Genomic DNA, 26,014 nt, shown 5'->3' with positions numbered 1-26,014 from the left:
GTCGGCTATTCAGAGGAGAGGGCAAGACGCAAAATTTCTTCACAGCAGCGATTCATGGTGAGTCGCACAAACTTTGAAGGAAATACCTCATGACTACTTCTGCAAACATCGCTCATTCCACCGGCTCTGAACAGAGCCGCCGCGACGTGACCCACGCCTCGGCTTCGTTGATCGGTCGCGTACTGCTCAGCGCAATCTTCATTCTCTCCGGTTTTTCGAAACTGGCCGCTCCCGCGATGATGGTCGGCTACATCAGCTCCGTGGGTCTTCCGCTTCCGGAACTGGCGCTGGCGTTGGCGATCATTGTCGAAGTCGGTGGTGGCCTGGCACTGATCGCCGGTTACCGCACTCGCACCGTTGCCGCTGTACTGGCCGTGTTCAGCGTATTTACCGCACTGGCTTTCCATAACGCACTGGGCGATCAAAACCAGTTCATCCACTTCTTCAAGAACATCGCGATGGCCGGTGGCCTGTTGCAGGTCGTGGCTTTCGGTGCCGGTCGCTTCAGCCTCGACGCTCGCCGTCGTTGAACCGGTAAGTCGCAGCCCGTTATCCCGACAGGATCAGGCAAGTTGTCAGAAGGATCTGACTAACTGGCTGCCCACCGTTATCCCTAATCTGGACTGGCAGCGAGACACCGCTCTCGCGTCACCAGCCACTCAAGTGAGGGATTAGGGTCATGTCGAATATCTCGAAAAAAGTCGTTCTGATTACGGGCGCGAGCAGCGGAATAGGCGAGGCGACAGCGCGCCTGTTGGCCAGTAGCGGTGCACATGTCGTGCTCGGGGCACGTCGTACGGAGCGCCTCGAAATACTCTGCGCGCAGATCAATTCCAGCGGGGGAAGTGCCCACTTCCAGGCATTGGATGTCACCCGTCTGACCGACGTACAAGCGTTCGTGGATTTTGCGTTGAACCTGCATGGCCGGGTCGACGTATTCGTCAATAACGCCGGGGTCATGCCGCTGTCAAAACTCGAGGCGCTGAAGGTCTCGGAATGGGATCAGATGATCGACGTCAATATTCGCGGCGTCTTGCACGGTATCGCTGCAGGTTTGCCGTTGATGCAAAAACAGAAATCAGGCCAGTTCATCAACATTGCATCGATTGGCGCCTACACCGTCAGCCCAACGGCGTCGGTCTACTGCGCGACGAAGTTTGCAGTGCGCGCCCTATCTGAGGGATTGCGTCAGGAGGTCGGCGGGGACATTCGTGTCACGGTGATTTCACCCGGCGTAACCGAGTCCGAGCTGGCCGAGAGCATTTCCGATGAAGGCGGGCGTGCCGAGATGCGCGAGTTCCGCAAGATCGCCATCCCGGCAATGGCCGTCGCTCGCGCTATCGCTTACGCCATCGAACAGCCTGCCGATGTGGACGTCAGCGAGCTGATTGTCCGCCCGACCGCCAGCGCGTTCTGAACGGAGGAGTTGAACATGACGGTAAAAAAATCCGCTGATCAGGACAAATATGTCGGTATGTGGGTCACGGCAGACGGGCTCATCCGCCATGAGCTCTTGCCGGGTGGCCGATACGATGAAGCCCGGGGCCGGAAGGCGAGTGCCTACCAGGGGCGGTATTGGCTGGAAGGTGACCACATCGAGTACGTCGATGACACCGGGTTCACGGCTGATGGCGACTTCCGCGACGGGATTCTGTACCACGCGGGCATGATTCTTTATCGCGAGATGTAGAGGCCTGGCACCGCCGTGACGGGTTGCCTGCAATGGGTGCCGTTACTGATGCACAGGCGAAGAGTCGGCCGCATTCATCTTCTGGATGACCAACTCGATGAACGCTGATACCGCCAGCGGCAACTGTCGGCGGCTCGGATACAGCACGTTCAGGCCGTAACCGTTGGGCTGGTATTGAGGCAACACCGGGACCAGTGCGCCGGCCTCCACTTCAAGCTTGGCCATCACCGGCGGCAGCAGCGCGATGCCGAGGCCCGCCACGGCGGCCTTGCGCAACGCCTGGGCGGTATTGCCGCTGAAGCGTCCGCTCACTTGCACTTCTTCCTCACCGTTCGGGCCGACCAAGCGCCAAGTGGCATGGCCGCCTGGATGCGCCGAGATCACACAATCGTGGTTTACCAGGTCATGCAGCGTGCGGGGTGAACCCCGCGCCGCGAGGTAGGCGGGGCTGGCGACCATCCCGACGCTGCGCGGGTCAAGGATCTGACGACCGACATAGCCTGAATCGCGCAAGGGGCCGCCGCGAAAGGCGACGTCGATCTGCTCGGCGATCAAGTCGGCCTTCGCGTCGCTGAGCACGAAGTCGAGTCGCACGCGCGGATGCGCGGTCAGAAACTCCGTCACCCATTGCATCTGAAAAAAGTCGAAAAAGTCGGCCGGGGCCGCCACGCGCACCCGACCACTGGGCTCGTGACTGCCCGTCATCAACGCCTGTCCCGCTTCGAGCAGGCCCTCGACGGCGCCCACGCAACGCTCATGAAAGCCAAGGCCGGCACTGGTGAGCGTGAGCTTGCGAGTGGAGCGCTGCATCAGCCGAGTGCCGAGCTGCGTTTCGAGCTGCTGGATGCGCCGACTCACGGTATTGGGGGGCATGCCCAGCTGTCGCGCGGCTTCTGCAAAGCTGCCGCAACGTACTACCTGCACAAACATGGCGATGTCATTGAGGTCGAGCATGGCGAGTCATTCCTGATGCTGGTGGACGAGTGCAATCCAATTGTACCGGCTTATCAAGTAATCGTTCCGGGCCTATTGTCTGGAGCATCGGGCCGAAAGGCTTCCAACTTCGAGTCATCATGATGTCTTTCAAGCAACAAGCTCAGTTCGCTACACAAGAAACCGTTACCCAGCGGGCCATCCGTTACCGCACCACCGGCAATGGGCATGGCTCGATTGTCCGGTTGATGAGCCCCTCAGACCTCGGCCAACTGCTCAAGCCTTTTGTGTTCCTCGACCTGTTTGAAGGCGAGAGCTCGTTCATCAACGGCATGCAGATGCATCCGCATTCCGGCATCGCCACGGTCACCGTCATTACCGAAGGGAATTTGCGTTTTGAGGAGGCGGATTCGGGTTCGGGGATGATTGACTATGGCGGTGTCGAATGGATGCGCGCGGGTGGCGGGGTCTGGCATGGCAAGGAAATGTCGGTCGGTACATCGAAGCGCATTCAGGGTTTTCAACTGTGGGTTGCACTCCCGCCGGCACTGGAAAACGCCAGTGTCGATAGCCAATACCTGGAGTCAGGCGTGATGCCAGAAGTGGGACCGGCGCGTGTGATTCTAGGTGCATACCAGGGTGTCCAAAGCCCGGTTCGCGCTCCCGCCGGAATGAACTACCTGCTGGTCACGCTACCTGCCGGAGAATCCTGGAGTTATGTGCCGCCCACGGGTCATGAGTCGTTGTGGTTGAGTGTCAGTCGTGGATCGCTTTGCGCTCCGGAGGTGGTCATGGCGGGAGAAATGGTCGTTTTCGAACCCGGTAGCGGCACCGTTACGCTCAAGGCCATGCACAAGGAAACGGTCTTCGTGATCGGCTCCGCGCAGCCACATCCTTATGATCTCGCGCTGGGAAGTTACTCGGTGCATACCAACCCGCAAGCCTTGCGGGCGGGGGAGGCAAAAATTGCCGAGATCGGTGCACGGCTGCGTGAATACCTGAAAAAGCCGAGCGGGTCAGCCAGCGTGCCCGTTTTCAAGTAACCCGGCTTTCAGGTGATTAAACCGGTGTTGCCTGACCGCTCGTGCGGGGCGAGCGGGGGCAATGAACAACCTGTATCAGCTGAAGCGAATATCCAGCGAGCGAAGATGCGTCTGCAGCCCCGCGTCCTGAATCGGGATCAGGAACGCTTCCTGATCCGACTCGTTGAAGTGGGCGTGCCAGTAACCAGGTGGCGTTACAAAAGCCAACCCCGGGGCCCAATCCACACGAACCGGGTTACGTATCTGGCCATCGGCATCCAGTTCGGTGCCCACCAGTGAGTAGCAACCTGCCGGGCAGTCGATGATGAAATCCAGCGCAATGGACTGATGCCGGTGAGGCTTCTGGATCGAGCCGGCAGGCAAGATTCCATACATTGCCCAGAGCACATGGGTCACGGTTCGGGTTTGAGGAAAATTGCGATTAGCCAACAAAATGCTGATACGGCTGCGGTCTTGCGCGCGCGGGTCATCGGCCGCTTCACGCAGCTTCGCGTTGGCTGTATGCGCCGGATACAACGTAGGCATGAACCGATCGATGCTGCGGGTCACGCCGAGATAACGCAGCAGTGGTTCGTCATGCACGTAGTAGAGACGGGCATCCTCGGTCGCGCTGAAACGGGCGTCCAGAAGACCCGGCAGCGCAATGAAGCAGCCTTTGGACCATTCAAGGGTGTGCTCGCCCTGGGTGACTTCGCCTGCGCCGGCAATCACATAAAAAACCTGCGAGGTGGCGTTGGGCTGGAGCGTAAGGTTATCGCCCGCATTGAGGCGGATGAAGTTTGCACAAAGCCCGGGCCCGGTTGCCGGCCCTTCACAGCCCAGTGCTTCGCTCAGGTCCAGCGGCACGATCCGCGAGGGGCCAGTGGCACAGAGTGACGCTGGAAAGTTGTGGTAGGGAACGCGGGTAATGAGCTTGGCGCTGATCGGATTCGCCGCTTTGCTGTACTCGAAATACTCGGCTTCCCGCTCGTTTGTCGGCACGGCGTCTACTGCATCGATCCTGAATGTGCTGTTCACGGTTATCACCTCGATCTTTGATCCTTTGACGCAGCTTCTGTTGGATTGCTGTCAGAAGCTGCGAGGGGGGTTACAACGGGAAGTGGTGATTATCGGTTGACCATTTTCGCCGGTACGAACACCAGGATGATCATGGCCGAGACGAACACGCAGCCCGCGACAATGACCAACCCTGTGGTCATCGATTGCGTCAGGTCCTTCAGGTAACCGTGCATTGCAGGGCCGGCGAAGCTGGCCAGATTGCCCGTGGAGTTAATCAGCGCAATTCCGGCCGCCGCACCTGCACCGCCCAGAAACGAGGTCGGCAGCGCCCAGAACATGGGCAGTGAGGTGATGATCCCGGCAGTCGCGATGATCAGACCGGTAATGGCCAGCCAGGGTGTCAACGGGAAGAACGCGCAAATCAGAAAACCAGGCACGGCCACCAACAGCGGAATGATTGCATGCCAACGGCGCTCCCGATGGCGATCAGAGCTTTTACCGGCCAGGTACATGCCCAGCAGTGCCGCCAGATAGGGCACCGCCGAAATGATCCCGATCGTTCGCGGGTCGGTAATGCCGGAGTTGCTGATGATGCTTGGCTGCCAGAAGCCAATGGTGCTGGTGCCCATCACGAGCAGGAACAGAATGGCGCACATCAGCCAGACCCGACCGCCGAGCAATCCTTGACGCACCGAGCTGTGGGTTTTGGAGCGGTTGTCCTGGCTGATTTCTTCGGCAACCAAGGCGCGTTGTTCTTTGCTCAGCCAATGAGCGTCGTCGACTTTGTCGGTAAGAAAGAACATCACGACAAAACCCAGTATCAGTGCCGGTGCGGCTTCGATAATGAACAGCCATTGCCAGCCGGCCAGCCCATGGACCGCGTTCATGGTGTGCATGATGTAGCCCGACACCAGGCCGCTGAGGATGCCGGACACCGGATTGCCTGCCATCAGCAGCGCGACCATCTTGCCCCGGCGATGGGCCGGAAACCAAAGGGTGAGATAGAGCACGATGCCGGGGAAAAAGCCTGCTTCGGCGATGCCCAGGAAAAACCGGGCGATGTAGAACTGCATCGGCGTCTGAACCAGTGCAGTCGCTGCCGAGATGAGCGACCAGGTGATCATGATCCGGGCGATCCAGCGTCGCGCGCCGACGCGGTGCAGGATCATGTTGCTGGGCACTTCAGCGAAGAAATAGCCAATGAAGAAAACACCGGCGCCCAGGCCGTAGACCGCATTGCTGAAGGACAAATCGTTGAGCATGGTCAGCTTGGCAAAGCCGACGTTGATCCTGTCCAGGTAACTGACGACATAGCAAAGGAACAACAGCGGCATGAACCGCCACATGATTTTCTTGAACGTTGATTCGGCGAGGGCAGGGTCCTGTACGCCGATGTGCTGTTCTGCGGTATTGAGGATAGTCATCGCTGACTCCTTGTTATTTTTATGGAGTGCTCGTGATATCAATGCCCTGTGATCGCCAGCGAGCAGTCGAAGCGGCTGTACTCTGGCGATTGTGGCAGCTCTGAAGGTTGTCTGGATAAATCAGGTGCCGCTAAAGCGTGCCGGTCGTCGTTCCATGAAATGCGCCACGCCTTCCTTGAAGTCATCGCTCTGGATGCTCAGGAACATCTCCCGGTTGGCCTGGGCGATGGACTCGGTGATTGTCTGGAAAGGCGACTCGCCCAACTGCTGTTTGATGACGCGTACAGAGCGGGGCGAGACATTGAGGGCCAGTTCTTCGGCGTATTTCAGGGTCTGATCCAGCAGGGCATCCGCTGCAAACAGGCGTTCGACCAGGCCCATGCTCAGTGCTTCCTGCGCCGATACCTTGCGTGACGAAAGCAACAAATCCGCGGCGTGCCCCGGCCCGACAATGCGCGGCAACAGCCAGGCAATGCCGTGTTCGGCAATCAACCCGCGTTTGGCGAAAGCCGTGGAAAACACCGCGGTTTCACTGGCGAAACGCATGTCGCTGTACAGCGCCAGTACCAACCCCAAGCCGGCTGCGGCGCCGTTGATTGCGCTGATGACGGGTTTGCGGACGCCGGGGAAATACGAGTAACGGCTTTGGTAGTCGGCGCGACGATTCATGTCATAGGCGCGCATCCAGGCCATTTCACTGATGTCGTCGGGTGGCAGCACCTCAAGTTCATCGATGTCCATGCCGGCGCAGAATGCACGACCGTTACCGGTCAATACGATGACGCGAACGGTGTCGTCGCGATCCAGTTGAGCGAACGCTTCGCGCAGCTCTGCCTCCATCACCTTGGTCAGTGCATTCATTTTCTCGGGGCGCATCAGGGTCACGACGGCAACGTGCTCTTGAGCGCCGAAACGGCTGAGTTCGATCTGATTGAAATTCATGATTTTTCCCTCGTGCTGGCGACGGGCATTTGAATGGCGCGTATTTCCACAAACTCCTCGATTCCGTACGTACCGCCCTCACGACCAAGGCCGGAATCACCAAAGCCACCGAACGGCGCTGCCGGGTTATAGGGCGCGCCATTGACGTCGACCTGACCGGCGCGTAGTTGAAGGGCGAGGCTCAGGGCGTGATCGGTATCGGCCGCCCACACCGCGCCGGCCAGGCCATACGATGTGCCGTTGGCAATCTCGACGGCCTGCTGTTCGCTTTCATAGGTGGTCACACTGAGTACAGGGCCAAACACTTCCTGCTGTGCCAGTGCCGATTGAGGCGGAACGCGGCCGAAAATAGTCGGCGCAATGTAGTAACCGGTCGCCGGCACTGGCGCTTGGCTGCCGCCGGCAATCAGGTCAAAACCCTGGGATTCGCTATCAGTGATCATGGCGTGAACACGGTCCCGATGCGCCGCAGACACCAGGGGCCCCATGCGTGTGGTCGCCTCCATGGGGTCGCCTAGCGTCAGGCGAGTCACCGCGTCAGCCAGCAAGGCACGGTAGGTGTCATACAACTCGACGGGGACGAGCAAGCGCGTCAGTGAGTTGCACGATTGGCCCGAGTTCAGAAAGCATGACGCGACCACGTGGCGTACGACGTTTTCGGCAGGGGCATCCGCTGTCGCGATGCAGGCTGATTTGCCACCCAACTCCAGTGAAACCCGCTTCAGTGCCTGGCCTGCCGAGGCGGCGATACGTCGGCCCACTGCGGTGGAACCGGTAAACGAGAGCAGCGCGATGTCTGGATGATCGACCAAAGCCTGGCCGGTCGCCGCGTCGCCCAGAACAATGTTCAGCACACCGTTGGGCAGGCCGGCGGCCAGTGCCGCTTCACCCAGTGCACGTGCTGTGCAAGGCGCCAGTTCCGACGGTTTGAGGACCACGGTGCAACCGGCGACCAATGCCGCGGCGACCTTGCCGGTGATCTGGTGCAACGGGTAGTTCCACGGGGTGATAGCACCGACGACGCCGACCGGGACATGGGTGATGGTGGAGTTGCCGACCTGGGCATCCGCCAGGCAATCGACCGCCAGATCAGCCGTCGCCCGCCACGCCAGAATCGGTGCCTGCACCTGTATGCGCTGCGACAGCTTGAGCGGCATGCCGACCTCGGCGGCAATCCCTTGGGCAAGCTGAGCAACGTGTTCTTCCAGTTGATTGGCGATGCCGCGCACGAAGTCAGCCCGTGTGCTGACAGGCAGCGTTGACCACGAGGCAAAGGCATTTTTTGCGGCCTCGACGGCGAGGTCGATTTCCGATGATGTGCCATGGGCGACCTGGCCCAGCCCGGCTTCGCTCGCCGAGTCGTAGACGCGAGTGCTGTCGGCGGATTGTGCGGGCGTCCAGCGTCCGTTGATCAGGTGATGTTGATAGGCAGTCATGGTGTATTTCCTTTGCGTGCACGGGCGTCGAGAAACGCGCTCATCAAGGTCTGTGGCTCACCGCTGGCATAGCATTCGAGTTGGGCGCGGATGCCGGCGGTACAGGCGTCGTCGAAACCGGGTTGAGTGAGCGCCCGGAAGCGTTGTTTGGACAGGCGGATGGCCGTCGCGGGTAGCTGCGCCAGCGAGTGTGCACGGACGATGGCTGCACCCAGGACGTCTGACGCAAGCTCTGTCACCAGCCCGATCTCGTGAGCGCGCTGGCCGTTGATGAGTTCGCCGGACAGGGACAGTTGCGCGTTGTGGGTCAGGCCGACATGCAAAGAGAGCAAGTAGGAGCCGACGATGCTTGCCAGGCCCGCTTTCACTTCAGGCTGACCGATGCGGGCGTCCGGCGTGGCAACCCGCCAGTCGCCACACAGCGCGAGTTGCATGCCTGCGCCAGCGGCGACGCCGTTGATGGCGACCACACAGGGTTTGTCCAGGTCGCGTACGGCCTGGTACATGGCGCGTTGCGCGTTCAGCCAAGGCGCAATCTGCTTCCAGTCGACCGCGCTGGCTTCTTCCAGATCCTGACCCGCACAAAACGCCCGGTCACCGGCACCCGTCAGAACGACCGCTTTAACAGCCGGGTCGTCATTGAGTTGTGTCAGCGCGGTGATCAATGCGCTGCGCAGGTTTTGATTCACCGCGTTCAGGTTGGCGGGGCGGTTGAGCGTGACCAGCGCCACCTGATTCTCGATTTCAACCAGGACGCTGCGCTGTTGATCGATATGACTGATGCTCATGGTGCCTCCCGGTATTCGATAACGGCGTCGACCGCTACTACGCCTTCGGCCATGACCATGACCGGGTTGACGTCGACGCTCAGCAGGTTTGCCTGGTGTTGCAGGGCGAAATCACCCAGCGCCACCGCTGCCCGGGCCAGGGCCTTGGCGTCGAGTGGCGGTTGACCGCGCGCGCCCTTGAGTACCGGGGCAATGCGCAGTTGATCGATCGCTTCCAGCGCTTGTGCCTCAGTGAACGGGGCGAGCAGCGAAACGGTGTCCTTGCGGATCTCGACCAGGGTTCCCCCTTCACCGATCACGACCAGCGTGCCGAACAATGGATCTACTACGACGCCAAGCATGAATTCATGCAGCCCTTTGACCGAGCGCGCGACGATCAGCCGGCCGTGGGGAACACCCAGCGTGTCCAGGGCGCCCAGGCAACGATGCGCCGCGTCCTGAACCGCTTGCGGGTCGGCGAGGTTGAGATGAACCAGACCGTGCTCGCTCTTGTGGGGAACCTGCGCAGCGCAGCCTTTGATGACGATGCGCCCGCCGAAATCAGCGGCGATACGGGCCGCGCTATCCGCGTCATGGCAAACCCGATGCTCGACGACCGGCACCCCGGCGTTTGCCAGGAGGGCCAGGCTGTCTGCCTCATCAAGCAGGCCGGCGCAGGCGTTCACGGTTGTTGCCGTGGGCGCGGTGAGTGGCGAACCTTGCCATTGGCAATGCCGGGCGTACTGACGAAGCGCCGCTACCGCTTCGCTTTCGTTGCGGAAGGCCGGCACTCCGGCTTGCTGGAATTGCGCCCGGACATCCGCTTGAGGCGCGGTCATTACCACGGGTTTGCCGGTGTGTTGCATGAACCTCGCAGTGGTCTGAGCCAGCCCCGGCACATCGTAGCCGGGGCCCGCCACGGGGATCCCGATGAGAAACATGTCCGCTTCCGGGTCTTGGCCAAGCACATCGAGAACGGCAGGAAACATCCCGCCGTTGCCGAGCAGGGCGGCGGTGAGGTCCAGCGGATTTGCGGCGCTGGCGAAGTCAGGGATCAGACCTTTCAGGCGTTCCAGGGTTGGCGGCGCCAGCTCGGTCAGCGGCAGACCGACACGTTCGGCGGCATCGGCGCACAGCACACCCACTGCACCGCTGTGACTCATCACGACCGCTCGACCAGCACCCGGAGCAAAACCGCTCAGGTACAGCGGTGCTGCGTTGACCAGTTCGTGGATATCGTGTGCACGCCAGATTCCATGCTTGTCGAGAAACGCATCGAGGGCGCCATCCTGGCCCACCATGGCCCCGGTGTGGGACGCGGCGGCAGCAGCGCCCTTGTTACTCACGCCGCCTTTGAGCAGCACGATGTGGCAGCCGTTTTGACGAGCGATGTGTGCCGCCTCCGCGAGCAGCATCGGGTTCGAAACCGTTTCCACGTACACCAGAATCAGGCGGATCTGCGGGTCGTCCACGAGGACGCGAGTCAGCTCCGACACGCCCAGGTCAGCGTCGTTGCCAGTGGCTGCCAGGTAGCGAACGCCATAACCCTGCTCACGCAACATCGCGTACGGCATGACGCTCGCCGCACCGCTTTGGCTGACAATGGCGATAGGTCCGTCGGCGGGCGCCACTTCCATGAACATGGTGCTGAAATTCAGCACCGCGCCGTTGGCGAAATTGGCAAACCCTTGGGCGTTGGGGCCGATCAGACGCATGCCGTGATGGCATGCGAAGTCCACCAGTTCATTCTGCAACTGGCGACCGCTTTCGCCGGTCTCGGCAAACCCGGAAGCCATGACCACTGCCGTCTTCACACCCAAACGGGCGCACGCCTTGATGGCTTCCACCGCCGCAGTGCCCGAGACGGCAATGATTGCTGCCTCGGGAACGGTATCCAGCGCACCCAGATCGGGATAGCAGCGCAGGCCTTGAACCGACTCGCGCTTGGGGTTGATCGGCAGGATTGTGCCGGCGTAACCCAACTTGAGCATGTAATGGATGGGCCGTCCGCCGACTTTGTTCGGGTCTTCGGATGCGCCGATGACGGCGACGCTGGACGGGTCGAACAGCGATAACGCTGCCGGGCTGATTTTATTGTTATGGGCCATGGGGGCTCTCGTTGGCTTCAGGTCTGATACGAGTCTAGGGAGCGCCATACCCATCTGGAAGTGTCATAAAGGCGATATCAGATACATCAAATAGTGATGGCTTGATGCAGGGCTGTCGTTTATGTTTCGAGCACTGGATGAGGGCGCTGAGGGCGAGGTTGATGAATCTGAAACAGCTACAAAGCGTGCTGCTGATGGATGAGCTCGGGTCTATTTCCCGAACCGCAGTGGCGCTGGGCACCGCTCAATCACTGGTCAGCCGGCAACTGGCGCAACTGGAGGCCGAGTGGGGCGATCAGCTATTCGTGCGCACTGGGCGTGGTCTGGTCGTCTCGGATTTTGGGCGGCTTGTGCTACCGGAGATTCGTTTGCTGCTCGCTCAGGCCGAGCGCCTGGAAACGTTGGTCAGGGAGTCCTCAGGCGTGCCGGCAGGGACGGTGCACATCGGCGTGCTGCCGTCGATGTCGAGAAGGTTGCTGCCCATGCTGTTCACCAAGCTGCAAACCAATGCCCCCGGCGTCCGCCTGCATGTGGTCGAGGGCTTCAGCGGTGATCTTGATGAGCAACTGGCAGCAGGTGCGCTGGACCTGATAGTCGTTAATCGCTACGGCATATCCAACGCGCGTGACGAAGAAACCCTCGGCGTCGTTGATACGTACCTAGTGGGTAAAGCGGGAAGCCTCAATGGGCTCAAGCAATCGATCGAGTTTGCTGCGTTGGCGGATTTTCCGCTGATCCTGCCTTCTCGCCCCAACGGGTTACGGACCACCCTGGACCAGTTGGCGCGCAAACATCAGCTCTCGTTGAACGTGGCTATCGAAGTCGACACGCTGAACGCAATGAAGGATGTGGCGACGACAGGCGGAGCGTTCACCATCCTGCCTTTTCTGGCGGTGCAGGACGATGTCGAACGCGGGTTGCTCGATGCCGTGCGAATCACCAGGCCGGAGATCAAACGGACGATTGCCTTGGCGTTCACCCACCAGCATCCGCTGTCGAAGGCGGCCAGAGTGGTTGGCGTGCATGTCCGTGAGTTGTCCAAGGCGCTTCTTGAGTAAATCCTGCGCTTTTGAAGAATGGTCATGCCTGGGTTTTGCTCAGTCCCGCAGCGAACCTCCAGCCGATAAACCATCAGCTGCCGCTTATGAAGCGGCAGCTTTTTTATGCCTTGAAGGCGCCACAAAATTCACCTGGAGCCAGCTTTCAAGACTTCATCCCTGCACTTAGTGACGATCCAGCCACACCGTCTGCGCGTTGCAGAATTCCCGCACGCCGAAGTGCGAAAGCTCGCGACCAAAACCGCTCTTCTTCACGCCGCCGAAGGTGACGCGCGGATCGGAGGCGCAGTAACCGTTGATGAATACGCCACCGGTTTCCAGTTCGCCGGCCATCTGTTGGGCACGTTCTACGTTGCCGGTGTAGATAGTCGCAGCGAGGCCGAATTCACTGTCATTTGCCAATTCCAGCGCGTGGGCGGCATCGCGTGCGGTGATGATCGACGCGACCGGGCCAAACAGTTCCTGCTTGAACGAGGTCATCTGGTCGGTGACATCAGCGAAAACCGTTGGCTCGTAGAAGTTGCCGGGGCCTTCTGCTTTCTTGCCACCCAGCAACAATGTCGCGCCTTCTTCCAGGGTATCGCGCACTTGTTGATCCAGTTCATCACGCAGATCAAAGCGGGCCATCGGGCCGACGTACGTGGTGGCGGCGAGTGGATCACCGACCACCAGTTTGCGCGTGGCTTCGACGAACTTGCGTGTGAACTCCTCGACGATGCCTTGCTCGACAATCAGGCGTTTGGCCGCTGCGCAGACTTGCCCGGTGTTTTGATAACGGCCAATGACGGCGGCTTTCACCGCATCGTCGAGGTCGGCATCGTTGAGCACGATAAAGGGGTCGGAACCACCGAGCTCCAATACACATTTTTTCAACGCTGCACCGGCCTGCGCGCCGATGGCCATGCCGGCCCGCACGCTGCCGGTGAGGGTCACCGCTGCAATGCGTGAGTCTTTGATCGCCTTGGAAACGCCGTCCGGCGTGACGTTGATGACTTCGAAAACCCCTTCAGGGAATTCGGCTTGCTTGAAGGCATCCAGCAACAGGTAAGCGCTGCCCATCACGTTGGGTGCGTGTTTGAGCACGTAGGTGTTGCCGGCGAGCAGTACCGGAACGGCGCCACGTAGTACCTGCCAGGTCGGGAAGTTCCACGGCATCACCGCGAGAATCGGGCCGAGCGGGCGGTATTCAATGCGCGCTTTCCCGCCCTCAACCAGTGTCGGTTCGGCGTTGAGCATGGCTGGGCCGTGCTCGGCGTACCATTCGCAGAGCTGCGCACACTTTTCGATTTCGCCACGGGCCTGACTGATCGGCTTCCCCATCTCCAGGGTGATCATGGTTGCCATCGCTTCTGCGTTGTTGCGCAAGGCGCTGGCCAGGGCGATCAGCCGTTGCGCGCGTTGCGCCACCGGTGTGCCGCGCCAGACACGAAACCCGGCCGCAGCGCGTGACAGTGCGGATTGCAGCGCCGCATCGGATTCAAAAGGGTAGTGGCCGATCTGCTCGCCGTTGGCGGGGTTGATCGAAATGGCATGGGTGAGGCTGGAAACATGGGTCATGGCACCGTCCTGCGGGGTGGGGATGGGTTCAGACTACGGTGGCATTTGTTTTCTGGAAACTGAATAATACTGATCGTACCGTTCACGTTTGGAGAATGACTTGGATCTGGTTCAGCTCGAAATTTTCAAAGCTGTCGCCGAGCACGGCAGCATCAGCGTGGCCGCTCAGCATATCCATCGGGTGCCGTCGAACCTGACGACGCGGATCAAGCAACTGGAGCAGGATCTGGGCGTGGACCTGTTTATCCGCGAGAAAAGCCGCCTGCGGCTGTCGCCGGCCGGTTGGAGTTTTCTCGACTATGCCCGACGCATCCTCGACCTGGTCCAGGAGGCCCGCGCGACGGTTGCCGGGGAAGAGCCGCAAGGATCGTTTCCCCTCGGTTCGCTGGAGAGCACGGCGGCGGTGCGTATTCCTGGGCTGTTGGCCGCCTATAACCAGAAGCACGCCAAAGTCGAGCTGGCCTTGTCCACGGGACCTTCCGGAACCATGATTGACGGCGTGCTCTCGGGTCGATTGGCCGCAGCGTTTGTCGACGGGCCGGTGCTGCATCCGGCACTGGAGGGTGTGCCGGCCTTCGAGGAAGAGATGGTGCTGATCGCGCCGCTCAACCATGCCCCGATCCACCGCGCGCAGGATGTGAACGGCGAAAACATCTACGCCTTTCGTTCCAATTGCTCTTATCGCCACCACTTTGAAAGTTGGTTCGCGAAGGACGCCGCAGTGCCCGGCAAGATTTTCGAAATGGAGTCCTATCACGGCATGCTGGCCTGTGTCAGCTCCGGGGCTGGCCTGGCGTTGATGCCGCGCAGCATGCTCGAAAGCATGCCGGGCTGCACCACCGTGAGTGTGTGGCCGTTGTCTGAGTCCTTTCGCTATTTGCGAACCTGGCTGGTGTGGCGCCGGGGCACGGTGTCGCAAAGCCTGACCATGTTCGTGCGTTTGCTCGAAGAGCGATGTGCAGCGGCGGACTTGCTGACTTGAGCGAATCGCGCCGCCATCGATCAGCAGATTCTGCCCGGCCGAAATAGCAGGGCTGCGCAAAAACCGTCAGTGCGAATGACGCGGCTCGCCGCCACTTCGAGCGATGACCCGCATATGCAGGGTGGCCGGCTCCAGGCATCCGCCCGTCGATAACTGTCCAACCAATTGCCGGTACAGCTCTTGCCACGGCGTTTGGGACGCGGGGATGTTTGGCGTCCACTCGGCGCGACGGCGGGCCATTTCGGCTTCGTCGACCAGCAGGTTTACCGATCTTGCGTTGAGGTCCACACGCAGGCGGTCGTTGGTTTTCAGCAGCGCCAAACCTCCGCCGACAGCGGCTTCCGGGGACATGTTGAGGATCGAAGGGCTGGCCGAGGTGCCGCTCTGGCGACCGTCGCCCAGGCACGGCAGAGAGTCGATGCCTTGCTTGATCAGTGCTGCCGGTGGCGCCATGTTCACCACTTCGGCACTACCGGGGTAGCCCACGGTGCCAGCACCACGAATCACCAGGATGCAACGCTCGTCGATTTCCAGCGACGGGTCGTCGATTCGGGCGTGATAGTCCTCCGGTCCTTCGAACACAATTGCCCGTGCTTCAAAGCTGTTTTCTGCGCCTGGCTCGGATAGATAGGTCTTGCGGAACGCCTCGCCGACCACCGACATTTTCATGATTGCGCTATCGAAGAAGTTACCGCTGAGAACGATGAAGCCCGCGCGATGTTTGAGAGGGGTCTCGAAGGGATAGATCACGTCAGCGTTGCTGGTCAGACTGCTGCTGACGATTTCGCCGATCGTCTTGCCGCTGACCGTGGCGCAGTCTTCGTGCAGGCGCCCGGCTTTTTGCAGTTCATGCATGACCGATGGCACGCCGCCCGCGCGATGGAAACCTTCACCCAGGTATTTGCCGGCCGGCATGCAATTGACCAGCAGCGGCACATCTTCGCCAATCCGTTGCCAGTCATCCAGGCTCAACTCGACGCCCATGTGCCGGGCGATGGCGATCAGGTGCGGAGGGCAGTTGCTTGACGCGCCGAGCGCCGACGCGACGGCGATGGCGTTTTCGAAGGCTTCGCGGGTCATGATGTGTGACGGGCGTACATCCTGCATCACCAGTTCGCAAATGCGCTTGCCGGTGGCGTAGGCCATTTGACCGCGCTCGCGGTAGGGCGCCGGAATACTCGCGCAACCCGGCAACGACATGCCCAGCGCTTCGGCCAGTGCGTTCATCGACAGTGCGGTGCCCATGGTGTTGCAGTGACCCACCGAAGGCGATGCCGCGGTGGTCATTTCCATGAAGCCTTCGTAATCGATTTCACCGGCCGCCATCAGGTTGCGCGCATGCCAGAGCACGGTGCCGGAACCGATCAGTTCGCCCTTGTGGTGACCGTCGAGCATCGGCCCGCCGGACAGCACAATGGACGGCAGGTCAGTGGTGGCGGCGGCCATCAGGCAGGCCGGGGTGGTCTTGTCGCAACCGGTGGTGAGTACAACACCATCCAGCGGATAACCGTGGAGAATCTCCACCAGTCCCAGATAGGCCAGGTTCCGATCCAGTGCGGCAGTAGGCCGGCGTGACTGTTCGGCGATCGGGTGGACGGGGAATTCCATGGGGATGCCACCGGCATCACGAATGCCGGCCTTGACCCGCTGCGCGAGTTCCAGGTGATGACGGTTGCAAGGTGTCAAGTCGCTGCCGGTCTGGGCGATGCCAATGATCGGGCGACCCGATTGCAGCTCTTCTCGGGTCATGCCGTAGTTCATGTAGCGTTCGACATACAGGGCAGTCATGTCCGCGTGGGCAGGGTCGTTGAACCATTGCTCGCTGCGCAGACGGCGTTTAGGGGTGTCACTCATGATTCATGTCTCTCTTGTAATTGGATGAATCGACAATCTGTTCTGGATCAGCGTGGCAGCAGTCCTCGGGACGCCAGGTTACGCAGCAAGGCGCTCACGCCAAAGGTCCAAGGCGTTGCCTCGCAGCTGTGGGTCACCTGATTGTGCAGGCTGCCGAGCAACGGGCTGCTGATGCTGACCCGGTCCCCCAGTTTGTGGGTGAAACCACTGCCGACATGATCGCGATCTTCGGTAGGCGCGAACAGGGTACCGAGAAACAGCAGGAAACCATCGGGGTATTGGTGGTTGGCGTTGAGGGTCTGGCCAGCGAGGTCCTGCGGGTCACGGCTGATCTGGCTCATGGAGCTCGATCCGTGCATCCGGTAACCGTCCTCACCTTGCACCTCAAGGTCGACCACGCAGGCACGGACATCGTCCAGGCTGAAGTGCTCGTCGAACAGGCGGATGAACGGCCCGATCGAGCAGGATGCGTTGTTGTCCTTGGCCTTGCTCAGCAGCAGCGCGCTGCGGCCTTCAAAGTCCCGCAGGTTGACGTCATTGCCCAGGGTCGCACCGTGAATCTGCCCGCGACTGTTCACCGCCAGCACCACTTCCGGTTCCGGGTTGTTCCACTGCGAACCCGGATGAATGCCAATCCGGCTGCCGCTGCCAACAGAGGCCAGAACCGGTGCCTTGGTGAAGATTTCCGCGTCCGGACCGATGCCCACTTCCAGGTATTGCGACCACATGCCTTGTTCGATCAACAAGGCTTTCAGACGCATGGCCTGCTCTGAGCCAGGAACGATCGAACGCAGGTTGTCACCGATCACACCGTGCACGGTGGCCCGCACGGCTTCGGCTTTGGCGGCGTCACCACCGGCCTGCTCCTCGATCACACGCTCGATCATGCTGGCGGCGAAGGTCACGCCGGCGGCCTTGATCACCTGCAAGTCCAGAGGAGCCAGCAGGTAAGGTCGGGACGGGTCTGCGTCAGGTCCGGTGTTGGCAAGCAGGGCTTCGATGCTGGCAATGAAGGTGCCCGGCGTCTCGCGCACTGCCGACAGAGGAGCGTCCGATTCCAGCAAGTCACTCAGGGTCGCGAAGCGCTCCGACAGATCGAACACGCCGTCGGCGCGCAGGACGATCGGCGAAGGTCCGGCGATCTGGCCTGGTACCCAGGCGCGACCGATCAAGGTACCGGCGATGCCATCGACGGGCAGGGTGTTTTCGGGAGTAAGCAATAGCGACATGGGGCATCTTCCTGGTTCGTAAAGACTTCACGCTAGGACGGACAGTCGATAAACTCCAATGAGATAAATTCAGTATTCGATAACTTGCGGTTATTACCTGTGCGAGGCGTGTTCATGTCAGATCTGTCCTTCTCCAGTTTCTGCGGTTGGCTCAAGTTCAGGCATTTGCTGCTGATCGACACGTTGGGGCGCACCCGTAACATGCACCTGGCGGCGCAACAGATGAACCTCAGCCAGCCGGCCATCAGCAAGATGCTCAAAGAGATCGAAAGCCTGCTCGGTTTCGCCTTGTTCGAGCGCCAACCACGGGCCATGCCGCCCACGGCGCTGGGCGAGCACGTGCTGCGCTATGCGCAAATCGCCTTGAACGACGCGCGCTCGTTCGTCGAGCAAATCAGCAGCCTGCGTGAGGGGGGGCACGGTCATCTCAAGGTCGGCGGAATATTTGCCGCTACGGCGGTGGCCCTGCCCGAGGCGATCTTGCAGATCAAACAGCGCTGGCCATTGCTGTCGATCGAGGTGGTGGAGCAAACCAGTAACCACCTGATGGAAATGCTTGAAGAGAAGAAACTGGACCTGGCCATCGCCCGTTTCACCGATCAAAGCCAGCAGCAGCGGTACGACTTTCAACCGCTGGCTCCCGAACCGTTCTGCATTGTGGTCAACGACCGGCACCCGCTGGCAGGTGTCGGCCCCATCTCGTTGGAGCAACTGGTGGACTTGCCATGGATTCTTTACCCGGTGGGTACGCCGATTCGCGGGCGCATGGAACTCGCGTTCGCCGAAGCCGGCGTGGGCATGCCCCGCAACACCGTCGACACCATTTCGATGCAGACCTTCCTCCAGGTGCTGCAGCGTGGGCCGATGATCGGGATGCTGCCCAATGCCATGGTCAACCCACTGCTCGAAAGCGGTCAGCTCAAGACGCTGGATACGCCTTTGCATTTGGTCCCGCAGGACTACGGCATCCTCACCCGCAAGGGTGAGCAACTGGTGGGAGCGGCTCTGGAGTTTGCCGAAATACTCAAGGACAACGCCCGTTTGAACAACGATTCGGCGAGTTAAATACGATGGGGTTTATCGGTCATTTCGATAACGGATCGTTATCGGTTAATCCAAAAATGCCATTGGGAAAGAATCGATTCGCGACAGTACAGTAGCGACCAGCTTTCAATCAGGGTCAGGAGACTGTCATGCCCGAACTGTCCGGACACAATTTCATCGCGGGAGGCCGCAGCGCCGCCGGATCGGTGGTGTTGCACAGCGTTGATGCGACGACCGGGCAACCTTTGCCCACGGCCTTCATTCAGGCCACGGTCGAGGAAGTGGACGCCGCGGCAACGGCCGCCGCCCAGGCCTATCCGGTTTATCGCCATCTGCCGGCCGCCCGTCGTGCCGAGTTCCTTGAGGCCATTGCCACAGAGCTGGATGCACTGGGCGATGATTTCGTTGCCCTGGTCTGCCAGGAAACCGCTTTGCCGGCGGCACGCATCCAGGGCGAACGCGCTCGCACCAGCGGCCAGATGCGCCTGTTCGCCCAGACCCTGCGTCGCGGTGACTTCTACGGTGCACGCATCGATCTGCCACTCCCGGCGCGTCAACCCTTGCCGCGCGTCGATCTGCGTCAGTGTCGCCTGGGTGTCGGCCCGGTGGCGGTGTTCGGCGCCAGTAACTTTCCGTTGGCATTTTCTACCGCTGGAGGTGACACCGCGGCTGCGCTCGCCGCCGGTTGCCCAGTGGTGTTCAAAGCCCACAGCGGACACATGGCGACCGCCGAACGAGTGGCCGAAGCCATCGTTCGCGCCGCCGAGCATACCGGCATGCCTGAAGGCGTGTTCAACATGATCTTCGGTGCCGGTGTGGGTGAAACGCTGGTCAAGCATCCGCTGATTCAGGCCGTCGGATTCACCGGTTCACTCAAGGGCGGCAGGGCGCTGTGCGACATGGCCGCCGCCCGCCCGCAACCGATCCCGGTATTTGCCGAGATGAGCAGCATCAACCCGGTACTGGTCCTGCCCGAGGCACTGCAAGTGCGCGGCGAGCGCATCGCTACCGAGCTGGCGGCGTCAGTGGTCATGGGCGCGGGGCAGTTCTGCACCAATCCCGGCCTGGTCATCGGCATTCGCTCAACGGCCTTCAGCCACTTTGTGCAGACGCTCAGTGCCTTGATGGCTGATCAGCCTGCGCAAACCATGCTCAATGCGGGCGGCCTGCGCAGTTACGTTCACGGTTGCGAAACGTTGCTGGCGCATCCGCAGATCATTCATCTGGCAGGGCGGACACAGCAGGGCAATAAGGCGCAGGCGCAATTGTTCCAGGCAGATGCCAGCCTGCTGCTGACGGGCAACGAGTTGCTGCAGGAAGAAATCTTCGGCCCGGCCACCGTGGTGGTCGAGGTGGCCGATCGGGCCGAACTGTTGGCGGCCTTGCACGGTTTACGCGGCCAACTGACCGCGACCTTGCTGGGAGAGACGGCAGAGTTGGAACAGTCCGCCGACCTGGTGGTGCTGCTTGAGCAAAAAGTCGGTCGCGTACTGGTCAATGGTTACCCCACCGGTGTGGAAGTCTGCGATGCCATGGTCCACGGCGGTCCTTGGCCGGCGACATCCGATGCCCGTGGCACCTCGGTTGGCACATTGGCCATCGATCGCTTCCTGCGTCCGGTGTGCTACCAGAACTTCCCGGACGCCTTGCTTCCTGACGCGCTGAAGAACCGCAATCCATTGGGACTGACGCGCCTGGTCAACGGAGAAAAAACCACCGAAGCACTCTAGTCATTGCGCTATGCCGAGTGAACGGTTCACTCGGCCTGACCCATTCGATAAAAACAATCAGGCATGTCCACATGCCCAGGGGTTACCTCATGCAAACGATATCCGAGCAATTGCCCGCGCAGGCGCAGGCCAGCGCCCTTGAATTTGAAGACCGGACCTACCGCAAGGTGATCTGGCGAATTCTTCCTGTCCTGCTCCTGTGTTACATGGCGGCTTACCTGGACCGGGTCAATATCGGCTTTGCCAAACTCGACATGCTCAACGAGCTGCAGTTCAGCAACACCGTCTATGCCTTGGGCGCCAGTATGTTCTTCTGGGGCTACTTCCTGTTTGAAGTGCCAAGCAACCTGTTGCTGCATCGCTACGGCGCGCGCTTCTGGATTGCCCGGATCATGTTGACCTGGGCCGTAATCTCCATGGCCGTGGCGTTCACCGTGCCACTGGCGGGTTTCTTCCACATCGAATCGAGCACGATGTTCTACGTGCTGCGCTTCTTGTTGGGCATCTGTGAAGCCGGCTTTTTCCCGGGTGTGATTCTGTACCTCAACTACTGGTTTCCGACCCATCGGCAAAGCCGGGTGATGTCCGGGTTCCTGATGGCTTTGCCGGTCAGCCTGACCCTGGGCGGGATCCTTTCCGGTTGGTTGATGAGCAGCATGCAAGGCGTGCAGGGCATGTCCGGATGGCAATGGATGCTGATCATCGAAGGCATTCCCTCGATCATCATGGCGTTCGTCGTCATCGTCTGCCTGGCCAACAACATCGACTCCGCCAAATGGCTGTCCGCTGCGGAGAAAGCCTTGCTCAAGGCCAATCTGCAAACCGATAACCAGGGCAAGGCTTCGCGCCTGAGCGAGGTGTTTTTCAATCCGCGGGTGTGGTTGCTGGTGCTGATCCTGCTGACCTTCAACACCGGCTTCTACGGCCTGGCGTTCTGGATGCCTTCGATCATCAAGAGCACGGGCATCACCAACAGCTTGCACATTGGCCTCCTGACCGCCATTCCCTATTCGATTGCCACGGTTGCGATGCTGCTCAACGCACGGCACTCCAACCGGACCGGTGAGCGTCGTATGCACGCGGCGATTCCGGCCTTCATCGGTGGTTTGGGGTTGATCCTGAGCGCGTATTTCGCCGACAACCTGGTGTTGTCCGTGTTGTTCCTCAGCGTATCTGCCTCGGGGATCCTCAGCCTGATGCCGATTTACTGGACCCTGCCGGGAACCGTGCTTTCCGGCGTCGCCGCTGCGGCGGGTATCGGCATGATCAACGCCTTCGGCAACCTCTCCGGTTTCACCGGCTCGATGATCACCGCCGTCGCTGAAAACCTGACCGGCAATATCAACAACGGCACCTATGTACTGGCGCTGTGCTTGTTCGTCAGCGGCGGGCTGATCCTTGCCATTCCCGCGTCGATGCTCGGCAGAACCCCTAAAACAGCACCCCTCACCGCGAAGCTGGAGGCTGCATGAACCTGCAGAACAAACGGGTGCTGATCACGGCGGCGGGGCAGGGTATCGGCATGGCCAGCGCCATTGCCTTTGCCCGGGCCGGTGCCGAAGTGTTTGCCACGGACCTCGATATCAGCAGGCTGGAAGGGCTTGAAGGCATAACGGCGATTACCCTGGACGTGACATCGACTACCGCCATCAGCGAAATCAGAGAGCGCATCGGCGCACTGGACGTGCTGTTCAACTGCGCGGGCTACGTGCACAGTGGCAACATTCTCGAATGCGATGAAGCGGACTGGGCGCGGTCGATGGACATCAACGTCACCGCCATGTACCGCATGATCCGCGCGTTCCTGCCGGGCATGCTGGAACGCGGAGGTGGATCAGTCATCAACATGTCATCGGTGGTTTCCAGCATCAAAGGCGTGCCCAACCGTTTTGCCTATGCTGCCAGCAAAGCGGCGGTGGTAGGGCTGACCAAGGCGGTTGCCGCCGACTTCATCCGTCAGGGCATTCGCTGCAACGCCATTTGCCCCGGTACCGTGGAATCGCCGTCGCTGCGTCAGCGTATTGCCGCACAGGCCGCGCAACAAGGCGTCGACGAAGCACGGGTCTACCAGCAATTCCTTGACCGTCAACCCATGGGGCGCATCGGCAGTGCCGACGAGATCGCCCAGTTGGCTTTGTACCTGGGCAGCGATGCGTCCGCCTACACCACAGGCGGTGTGCATGTCATCGATGGCGGCATGAGCATCTGAAACCCGCTTCGCACTTTCGGTTTGAGCAGGAGAACTAAATGAAACTGTTGCGTTATGGCGAAAAAGGTTCGGAAAAACCGGGCCTGCTGGATGGCGATAATCAGATCCGCGACCTCTCGGCGCATGTACCGGATATCGCCGGACTGGCCCTCAGCCCGGAAAGCCTGGCAACGCTTGCCGCCATCGATCCGTCCAGCCTGCCCATCGTTGCCGGCAAGCCACGGATAGGCGCCTGCGTCGGCCAGGTCGGCAAATTCGTCTGCATTGGTCTGAACTACGCCGACCATGCGGCCGAGTCGAACATGGAAGTGCCGAAAGAGCCGATCATCTTCAACAAATGGACCAGTGCCATCTGCGGCCCGAACGACAACATCGAGATCCCGCGCGGTTCAAAGAAGACCGATTGGGAAGTCGAACTCGGCGTGGTCATCGGCAAAGGCGGGCGCAACATCGATGAAGCCAACGCCATGGAGCATGTCGCCGGCTACTGCGTGATCAACGATGTCTCTGAGCGCGAATGGCAACTGGAGCGGGGCGGTACCTGGGACAAGGGCAAAGGCTTCGATACCTTCGGTCCGCTCGGCCCGTGGCTGGTAACCCGCGATGAAATCCCCGATCCGCATGCGCTGGACCTGTGGCTCGATGTCGACGGACACCGCTATCAGCAAGGGAATACGCGGACGCTGATCTTCAACGTGCCGCAACTGATTGCTTACCTGAGTCGTTGCATGAGCCTGCAACCTGGCGATGTGATTTCGACGGGCACGCCTCCGGGCGTTGGGCTGGGCATCAAGCCACAGCCGGTTTTCCTGCGTCCGGGGCAGACCATACGCCTGGGCATCGCAGGGTTGGGCGAACAGCAGCAAGTCACCGTGCAGGCGGATTGAGGCAAGCGTTCCCAAACACCAGAAATGACAAAGCCCCGAGCAATCGGGGCTTTGTCGTTTTTCTCGGGTCTTGTTAACTCAAACTCAACTTAGCGAGGGCAAATCACTAACGTCGCACGGGTCCCCGTTGGCGTTCGATTTTCCAGCTTGATTTCCCCTCCCGTACGATCTGCGATTGCCTTGACGATGGCCAGCCCCAGGCCTGCCCCTTGGCCATTGCCACGGCTGTAAAAGCGCTCAAGGAGCCGATTGCGTTCCGACTCTTCGATTCCCGGGCCTTCGTCCTCGACGGATAACTCATAGCGATCTTCTTTTCTTTCCAGGCGCACGCTGATCAAGCCGTTAGCCGGTGAAAAATTTGCCGCATTCGTCACTAGATTGTTCAAGGCAATGTGGATGTCGGCCGAATCGATCCTGACCGGGCCGATGTCATCATCCGCATCGAAAACCAGTTCAAGTCCTTTGCTCAAAAGCCAGGGAGTCAACTGCACCAGGCTTTCTCGAACGGTGGCTGTGAGGTCAATGGGGGGAGGGGTTTTGGCTGCTGTTTTCGGTTCGAGACGCGCCATGGTCAGCAATTGGTTGACCAGGCGGCTGGTACGATCGACGCCGGCGATCAGGTGTTCAAGTGATTCGCGTCGGTCATTTTCGGTGCCGGCCTCCAGCAGGTTTTGTGCGTGCACCCGCAAGACGGCCAAGGGCGTGCGCATTTCGTGGGCGGCGTCGGCAATGAAGCGCCGCTCACGTCCGAGCACGTCCTGAATTTGCGCAAGCATGCGGTTGAGTGCCGCCTGCATCGGTTCCAGTTCGCTGGGCAGCGGTGTCATTTGCAGCGGCTCCAGCGAGCCGCTATGGCGTGCGCGCAGGGTCGCGGCCATATCGGCTAACGGCTTGAGCCCCCAGCCGATGGCCAGCCAAACCATCGCCGCGAGGATCAGGCTGCCCAGCATGTTCGGCCACAGGGTGTGGCGGACGATGCGATCGACCAGATCCGCCCGCACATCGTCGCGTTCACCGACCCAGATGCGCAGGCCATTTTGTTTGTCTTCAAGGACAAAGGCGCGCCAGTGACGATTGTTCAAATCCACCACGTCACTGAAACCGGGTGTGTTCGGTGGCGTGCCGAACGAGGGCGCACTGGCGGTGTGCACCAGCACTTCACCTTTGGGACTCCACACCTGAAAGGCGATTTTCCTTTCGTACGGATGACCATCGCCGCGAGGCACTGCCTCGCCCAGCGCCGTATTGAACGCCTGGTACAGATCCGCATGTTCCTGACTCGCCAACGGCATGCGCATCACGCCTTGCAACAGGCGGGCATTCTGCGCCAGTTGCGCATCGTAGACCTCGGCGATTTCGTGGTTGCTGTCGTGCACGTTAAACAGGCTGATCACCGCCAGCCCGGCGAGCATCAAGCCGATGATCAGCGTCAGCGTACGGCGACGGATCGACGTCATCGACGTTCCTCCACCAGATAGCCCACACCACGAACGGTGCGGATCAGGTCGGTGGAGAATTTTTTGCGCAGGTGATGGATGTGCACTTCCAGGGTGTTGCTTTCCGCTTCTTCATTCCAGCCGTACAGCAATTGCATCAAATGATCGCGGGTCATGACGCGACCCGGTGGCGAGAGCAATTCGTGCAACAACTGGTATTCCTTGGGTGTCAGCCCCACGGGCTGGCCAAGATAGCTGACCTGCTGCGTGCCGGGGTTGAGGCTGATGCCGGCGTGCTCGATCAGCATTTGCGCGCGTCCGGCGCTGCGCCGCAGCAGGGCGCGCAACCGGGCTTTGAGTTCGGCCAGGTCGAACGGTTTGATCAAGTAGTCATCGGCGCCGGCATCCAGCCCGGCGATGCGGTCTTCGGTGGCATCGCGGGCGGTGAGTATCAGGACCGGCAAGTTGGAACCGCTGTCGCGCAGGCGTCGCAGCACTTCGAGACCGTCCATGCGCGGCAGGCCGAGATCAAGCACGGCCAGGTCGAAGGTTTCACTGAGCAAGGCATGCAGGGCGCTGCTGCCGTCCTTGATCCAGTCGACGGTGTAGCCTTCGCGCCCGAGGGCCTGGTGAATGCCTTCGCCGAGGGCGACGTCATCCTCGATCAGTAATAAACGCACGCGAAC

The 26,014-nt window shown here is 60.6% G+C and carries 23 protein-coding genes; 11 read left to right on the top strand and 12 right to left on the bottom strand.

From position 1 onward, the window contains the following. The first annotated feature begins 89 nt into the window (after window positions 1-89). From J4E42_RS03325 to J4E42_RS03315, 3 genes are all read left to right on the top strand, one after another. Window positions 90-530, top strand: a complete 441-nt coding sequence (locus J4E42_RS03325) for a DoxX family protein (RefSeq protein ID WP_207284591.1) — start codon at window positions 90-92, stop codon at window positions 528-530. A gap of 149 nt (window positions 531-679) precedes the next feature. Beyond that, window positions 680-1,417 carry an SDR family oxidoreductase gene (locus tag J4E42_RS03320; RefSeq protein WP_207284590.1) on the top strand — a complete coding sequence of 246 codons (738 nt, stop codon included), beginning with the start codon at window positions 680-682 and terminating at the stop codon, window positions 1,415-1,417. Between the two features lie 15 nt (window positions 1,418-1,432). Beyond that, on the top strand, window positions 1,433-1,690 hold the full coding sequence (locus J4E42_RS03315; RefSeq protein ID WP_207284589.1) for an Atu4866 domain-containing protein: 258 nt from the start codon (window positions 1,433-1,435) through the stop codon (window positions 1,688-1,690). 42 nt (window positions 1,691-1,732) lie between these two features. Here J4E42_RS03315 and J4E42_RS03310 read toward each other — a convergent pair whose 3' ends face one another. Then, on the bottom strand, window positions 1,733-2,644 hold the full coding sequence (locus J4E42_RS03310; protein ID WP_207284588.1) for a LysR family transcriptional regulator: 912 nt from the start codon (window positions 2,642-2,644) through the stop codon (window positions 1,733-1,735). Between the two features lie 122 nt (window positions 2,645-2,766). Between J4E42_RS03310 and J4E42_RS03305 the strand changes: the two genes are divergently transcribed. Beyond that, on the top strand, window positions 2,767-3,666 hold the full coding sequence (locus J4E42_RS03305) for a pirin family protein (RefSeq protein WP_207284633.1): 900 nt from the start codon (window positions 2,767-2,769) through the stop codon (window positions 3,664-3,666). A gap of 75 nt (window positions 3,667-3,741) precedes the next feature. On the opposite strand, the gene J4E42_RS03300 is transcribed toward J4E42_RS03305, so the two are convergent. The 6 genes from J4E42_RS03300 to J4E42_RS03275 all read right to left on the bottom strand — a co-directional run bounded on the left by J4E42_RS03300 (window position 3,742) and on the right by J4E42_RS03275 (window position 11,342). Continuing rightward, the gene (locus J4E42_RS03300; RefSeq protein ID WP_192228351.1) at window positions 3,742-4,683 is read right to left on the bottom strand and encodes a cupin; all 942 of its coding nucleotides are present in this window, start codon (window positions 4,681-4,683) and stop codon (window positions 3,742-3,744) included. Window positions 4,684-4,772: 89 nt separating this feature from the next. Continuing rightward, window positions 4,773-6,089 carry an MFS transporter gene (locus J4E42_RS03295; RefSeq protein ID WP_192228350.1) on the bottom strand — a complete coding sequence of 439 codons (1,317 nt, stop codon included), beginning with the start codon at window positions 6,087-6,089 and terminating at the stop codon, window positions 4,773-4,775. Between the two features lie 120 nt (window positions 6,090-6,209). Then, entirely contained in the window at window positions 6,210-7,031 is an 822-nt protein-coding gene (locus tag J4E42_RS03290; protein ID WP_207284587.1) for an enoyl-CoA hydratase, read from the bottom strand. Then, window positions 7,028-8,467 carry an aldehyde dehydrogenase family protein gene (locus J4E42_RS03285; protein ID WP_207284586.1) on the bottom strand — a complete coding sequence of 480 codons (1,440 nt, stop codon included), beginning with the start codon at window positions 8,465-8,467 and terminating at the stop codon, window positions 7,028-7,030. Before J4E42_RS03285 ends, J4E42_RS03290 begins: the two co-directional genes overlap by 4 nt. Further along, window positions 8,464-9,255 (bottom strand): enoyl-CoA hydratase/isomerase family protein, encoded by a 792-nt coding sequence (locus tag J4E42_RS03280; protein ID WP_192228347.1) that lies wholly within the window; start codon window positions 9,253-9,255, stop codon window positions 8,464-8,466. Before J4E42_RS03280 ends, J4E42_RS03285 begins: the two co-directional genes overlap by 4 nt. Next, the gene (locus J4E42_RS03275; protein ID WP_207284585.1) at window positions 9,252-11,342 is read right to left on the bottom strand and encodes an acetate--CoA ligase family protein; all 2,091 of its coding nucleotides are present in this window, start codon (window positions 11,340-11,342) and stop codon (window positions 9,252-9,254) included. Before J4E42_RS03275 ends, J4E42_RS03280 begins: the two co-directional genes overlap by 4 nt. 161 nt (window positions 11,343-11,503) lie before the next feature. Between J4E42_RS03275 and J4E42_RS03270 the strand changes: the two genes are divergently transcribed. Then, the gene (locus J4E42_RS03270) at window positions 11,504-12,400 is read left to right on the top strand and encodes a LysR family transcriptional regulator (RefSeq protein ID WP_207284584.1); all 897 of its coding nucleotides are present in this window, start codon (window positions 11,504-11,506) and stop codon (window positions 12,398-12,400) included. 165 nt (window positions 12,401-12,565) lie between these two features. On the opposite strand, the gene J4E42_RS03265 is transcribed toward J4E42_RS03270, so the two are convergent. Then, window positions 12,566-13,957 (bottom strand): aldehyde dehydrogenase family protein, encoded by a 1,392-nt coding sequence (locus J4E42_RS03265; protein ID WP_207284583.1) that lies wholly within the window; start codon window positions 13,955-13,957, stop codon window positions 12,566-12,568. 100 nt (window positions 13,958-14,057) lie between these two features. On the opposite strand from J4E42_RS03265, the gene J4E42_RS03260 reads away from it, so the two are divergent. Continuing rightward, window positions 14,058-14,939, top strand: coding sequence for a putrescine utilization regulator PtrR (locus tag J4E42_RS03260; protein WP_192415615.1), 882 nt, complete (start codon window positions 14,058-14,060; stop codon window positions 14,937-14,939). Between the two features lie 66 nt (window positions 14,940-15,005). Here the strand turns inward: J4E42_RS03260 and J4E42_RS03255 are convergent, their stop codons facing one another. Both J4E42_RS03255 and J4E42_RS03250 read right to left on the bottom strand, forming a co-directional pair. Continuing rightward, entirely contained in the window at window positions 15,006-16,793 is a 1,788-nt protein-coding gene (locus tag J4E42_RS03255; protein WP_207284582.1) for an IlvD/Edd family dehydratase, read from the bottom strand. A 47-nt stretch (window positions 16,794-16,840) separates the two neighbouring features. Then, complete coding sequence (locus J4E42_RS03250) at window positions 16,841-18,022, bottom strand: fumarylacetoacetate hydrolase family protein (protein WP_207284581.1); 1,182 nt, start codon at window positions 18,020-18,022, stop codon at window positions 16,841-16,843. 114 nt (window positions 18,023-18,136) lie between these two features. On the opposite strand from J4E42_RS03250, the gene J4E42_RS03245 reads away from it, so the two are divergent. The 5 genes from J4E42_RS03245 to J4E42_RS03225 all read left to right on the top strand — a co-directional run bounded on the left by J4E42_RS03245 (window position 18,137) and on the right by J4E42_RS03225 (window position 23,892). After that, window positions 18,137-19,087, top strand: a complete 951-nt coding sequence (locus J4E42_RS03245) for a LysR family transcriptional regulator (RefSeq protein ID WP_008024779.1) — start codon at window positions 18,137-18,139, stop codon at window positions 19,085-19,087. A gap of 128 nt (window positions 19,088-19,215) precedes the next feature. Beyond that, window positions 19,216-20,796 (top strand): aldehyde dehydrogenase (NADP(+)), encoded by a 1,581-nt coding sequence (locus J4E42_RS03240; RefSeq protein WP_207284580.1) that lies wholly within the window; start codon window positions 19,216-19,218, stop codon window positions 20,794-20,796. A gap of 89 nt (window positions 20,797-20,885) precedes the next feature. Further along, entirely contained in the window at window positions 20,886-22,268 is a 1,383-nt protein-coding gene (locus J4E42_RS03235; protein ID WP_032832480.1) for an MFS transporter, read from the top strand. Continuing rightward, window positions 22,265-23,005 (top strand): SDR family oxidoreductase, encoded by a 741-nt coding sequence (locus J4E42_RS03230; protein ID WP_207284579.1) that lies wholly within the window; start codon window positions 22,265-22,267, stop codon window positions 23,003-23,005. The genes J4E42_RS03235 and J4E42_RS03230 overlap by 4 nt, the downstream gene beginning before the upstream one ends. Before the next feature lie 38 nt (window positions 23,006-23,043). Then, the gene (locus J4E42_RS03225) at window positions 23,044-23,892 is read left to right on the top strand and encodes a fumarylacetoacetate hydrolase family protein (protein ID WP_207284578.1); all 849 of its coding nucleotides are present in this window, start codon (window positions 23,044-23,046) and stop codon (window positions 23,890-23,892) included. 89 nt (window positions 23,893-23,981) lie between these two features. Here the strand turns inward: J4E42_RS03225 and J4E42_RS03220 are convergent, their stop codons facing one another. After that, a complete protein-coding gene (locus J4E42_RS03220) occupies window positions 23,982-25,349 on the bottom strand; it encodes a sensor histidine kinase (RefSeq protein WP_207284577.1) in 1,368 nt (455 codons plus the stop codon). After that, window positions 25,346-26,008: a response regulator gene (locus J4E42_RS03215; protein WP_008028051.1), complete on the bottom strand. Its 663-nt coding sequence runs from the start codon at window positions 26,006-26,008 to the stop codon at window positions 25,346-25,348. The genes J4E42_RS03220 and J4E42_RS03215 overlap by 4 nt, the downstream gene beginning before the upstream one ends. Between the last annotated feature and the right edge of the window lie 6 nt (window positions 26,009-26,014).

Source organism: Pseudomonas sp. FW300-N2A2 (assembly GCF_017351735.1).
Taxonomy (GTDB): Bacteria; Pseudomonadota; Gammaproteobacteria; order Pseudomonadales; family Pseudomonadaceae; genus Aquipseudomonas; species Aquipseudomonas migulae.
The sequence above is the reverse complement of the archived record's forward strand: the minus strand, read 5'-3'. Positions and strand labels throughout refer to the sequence as shown.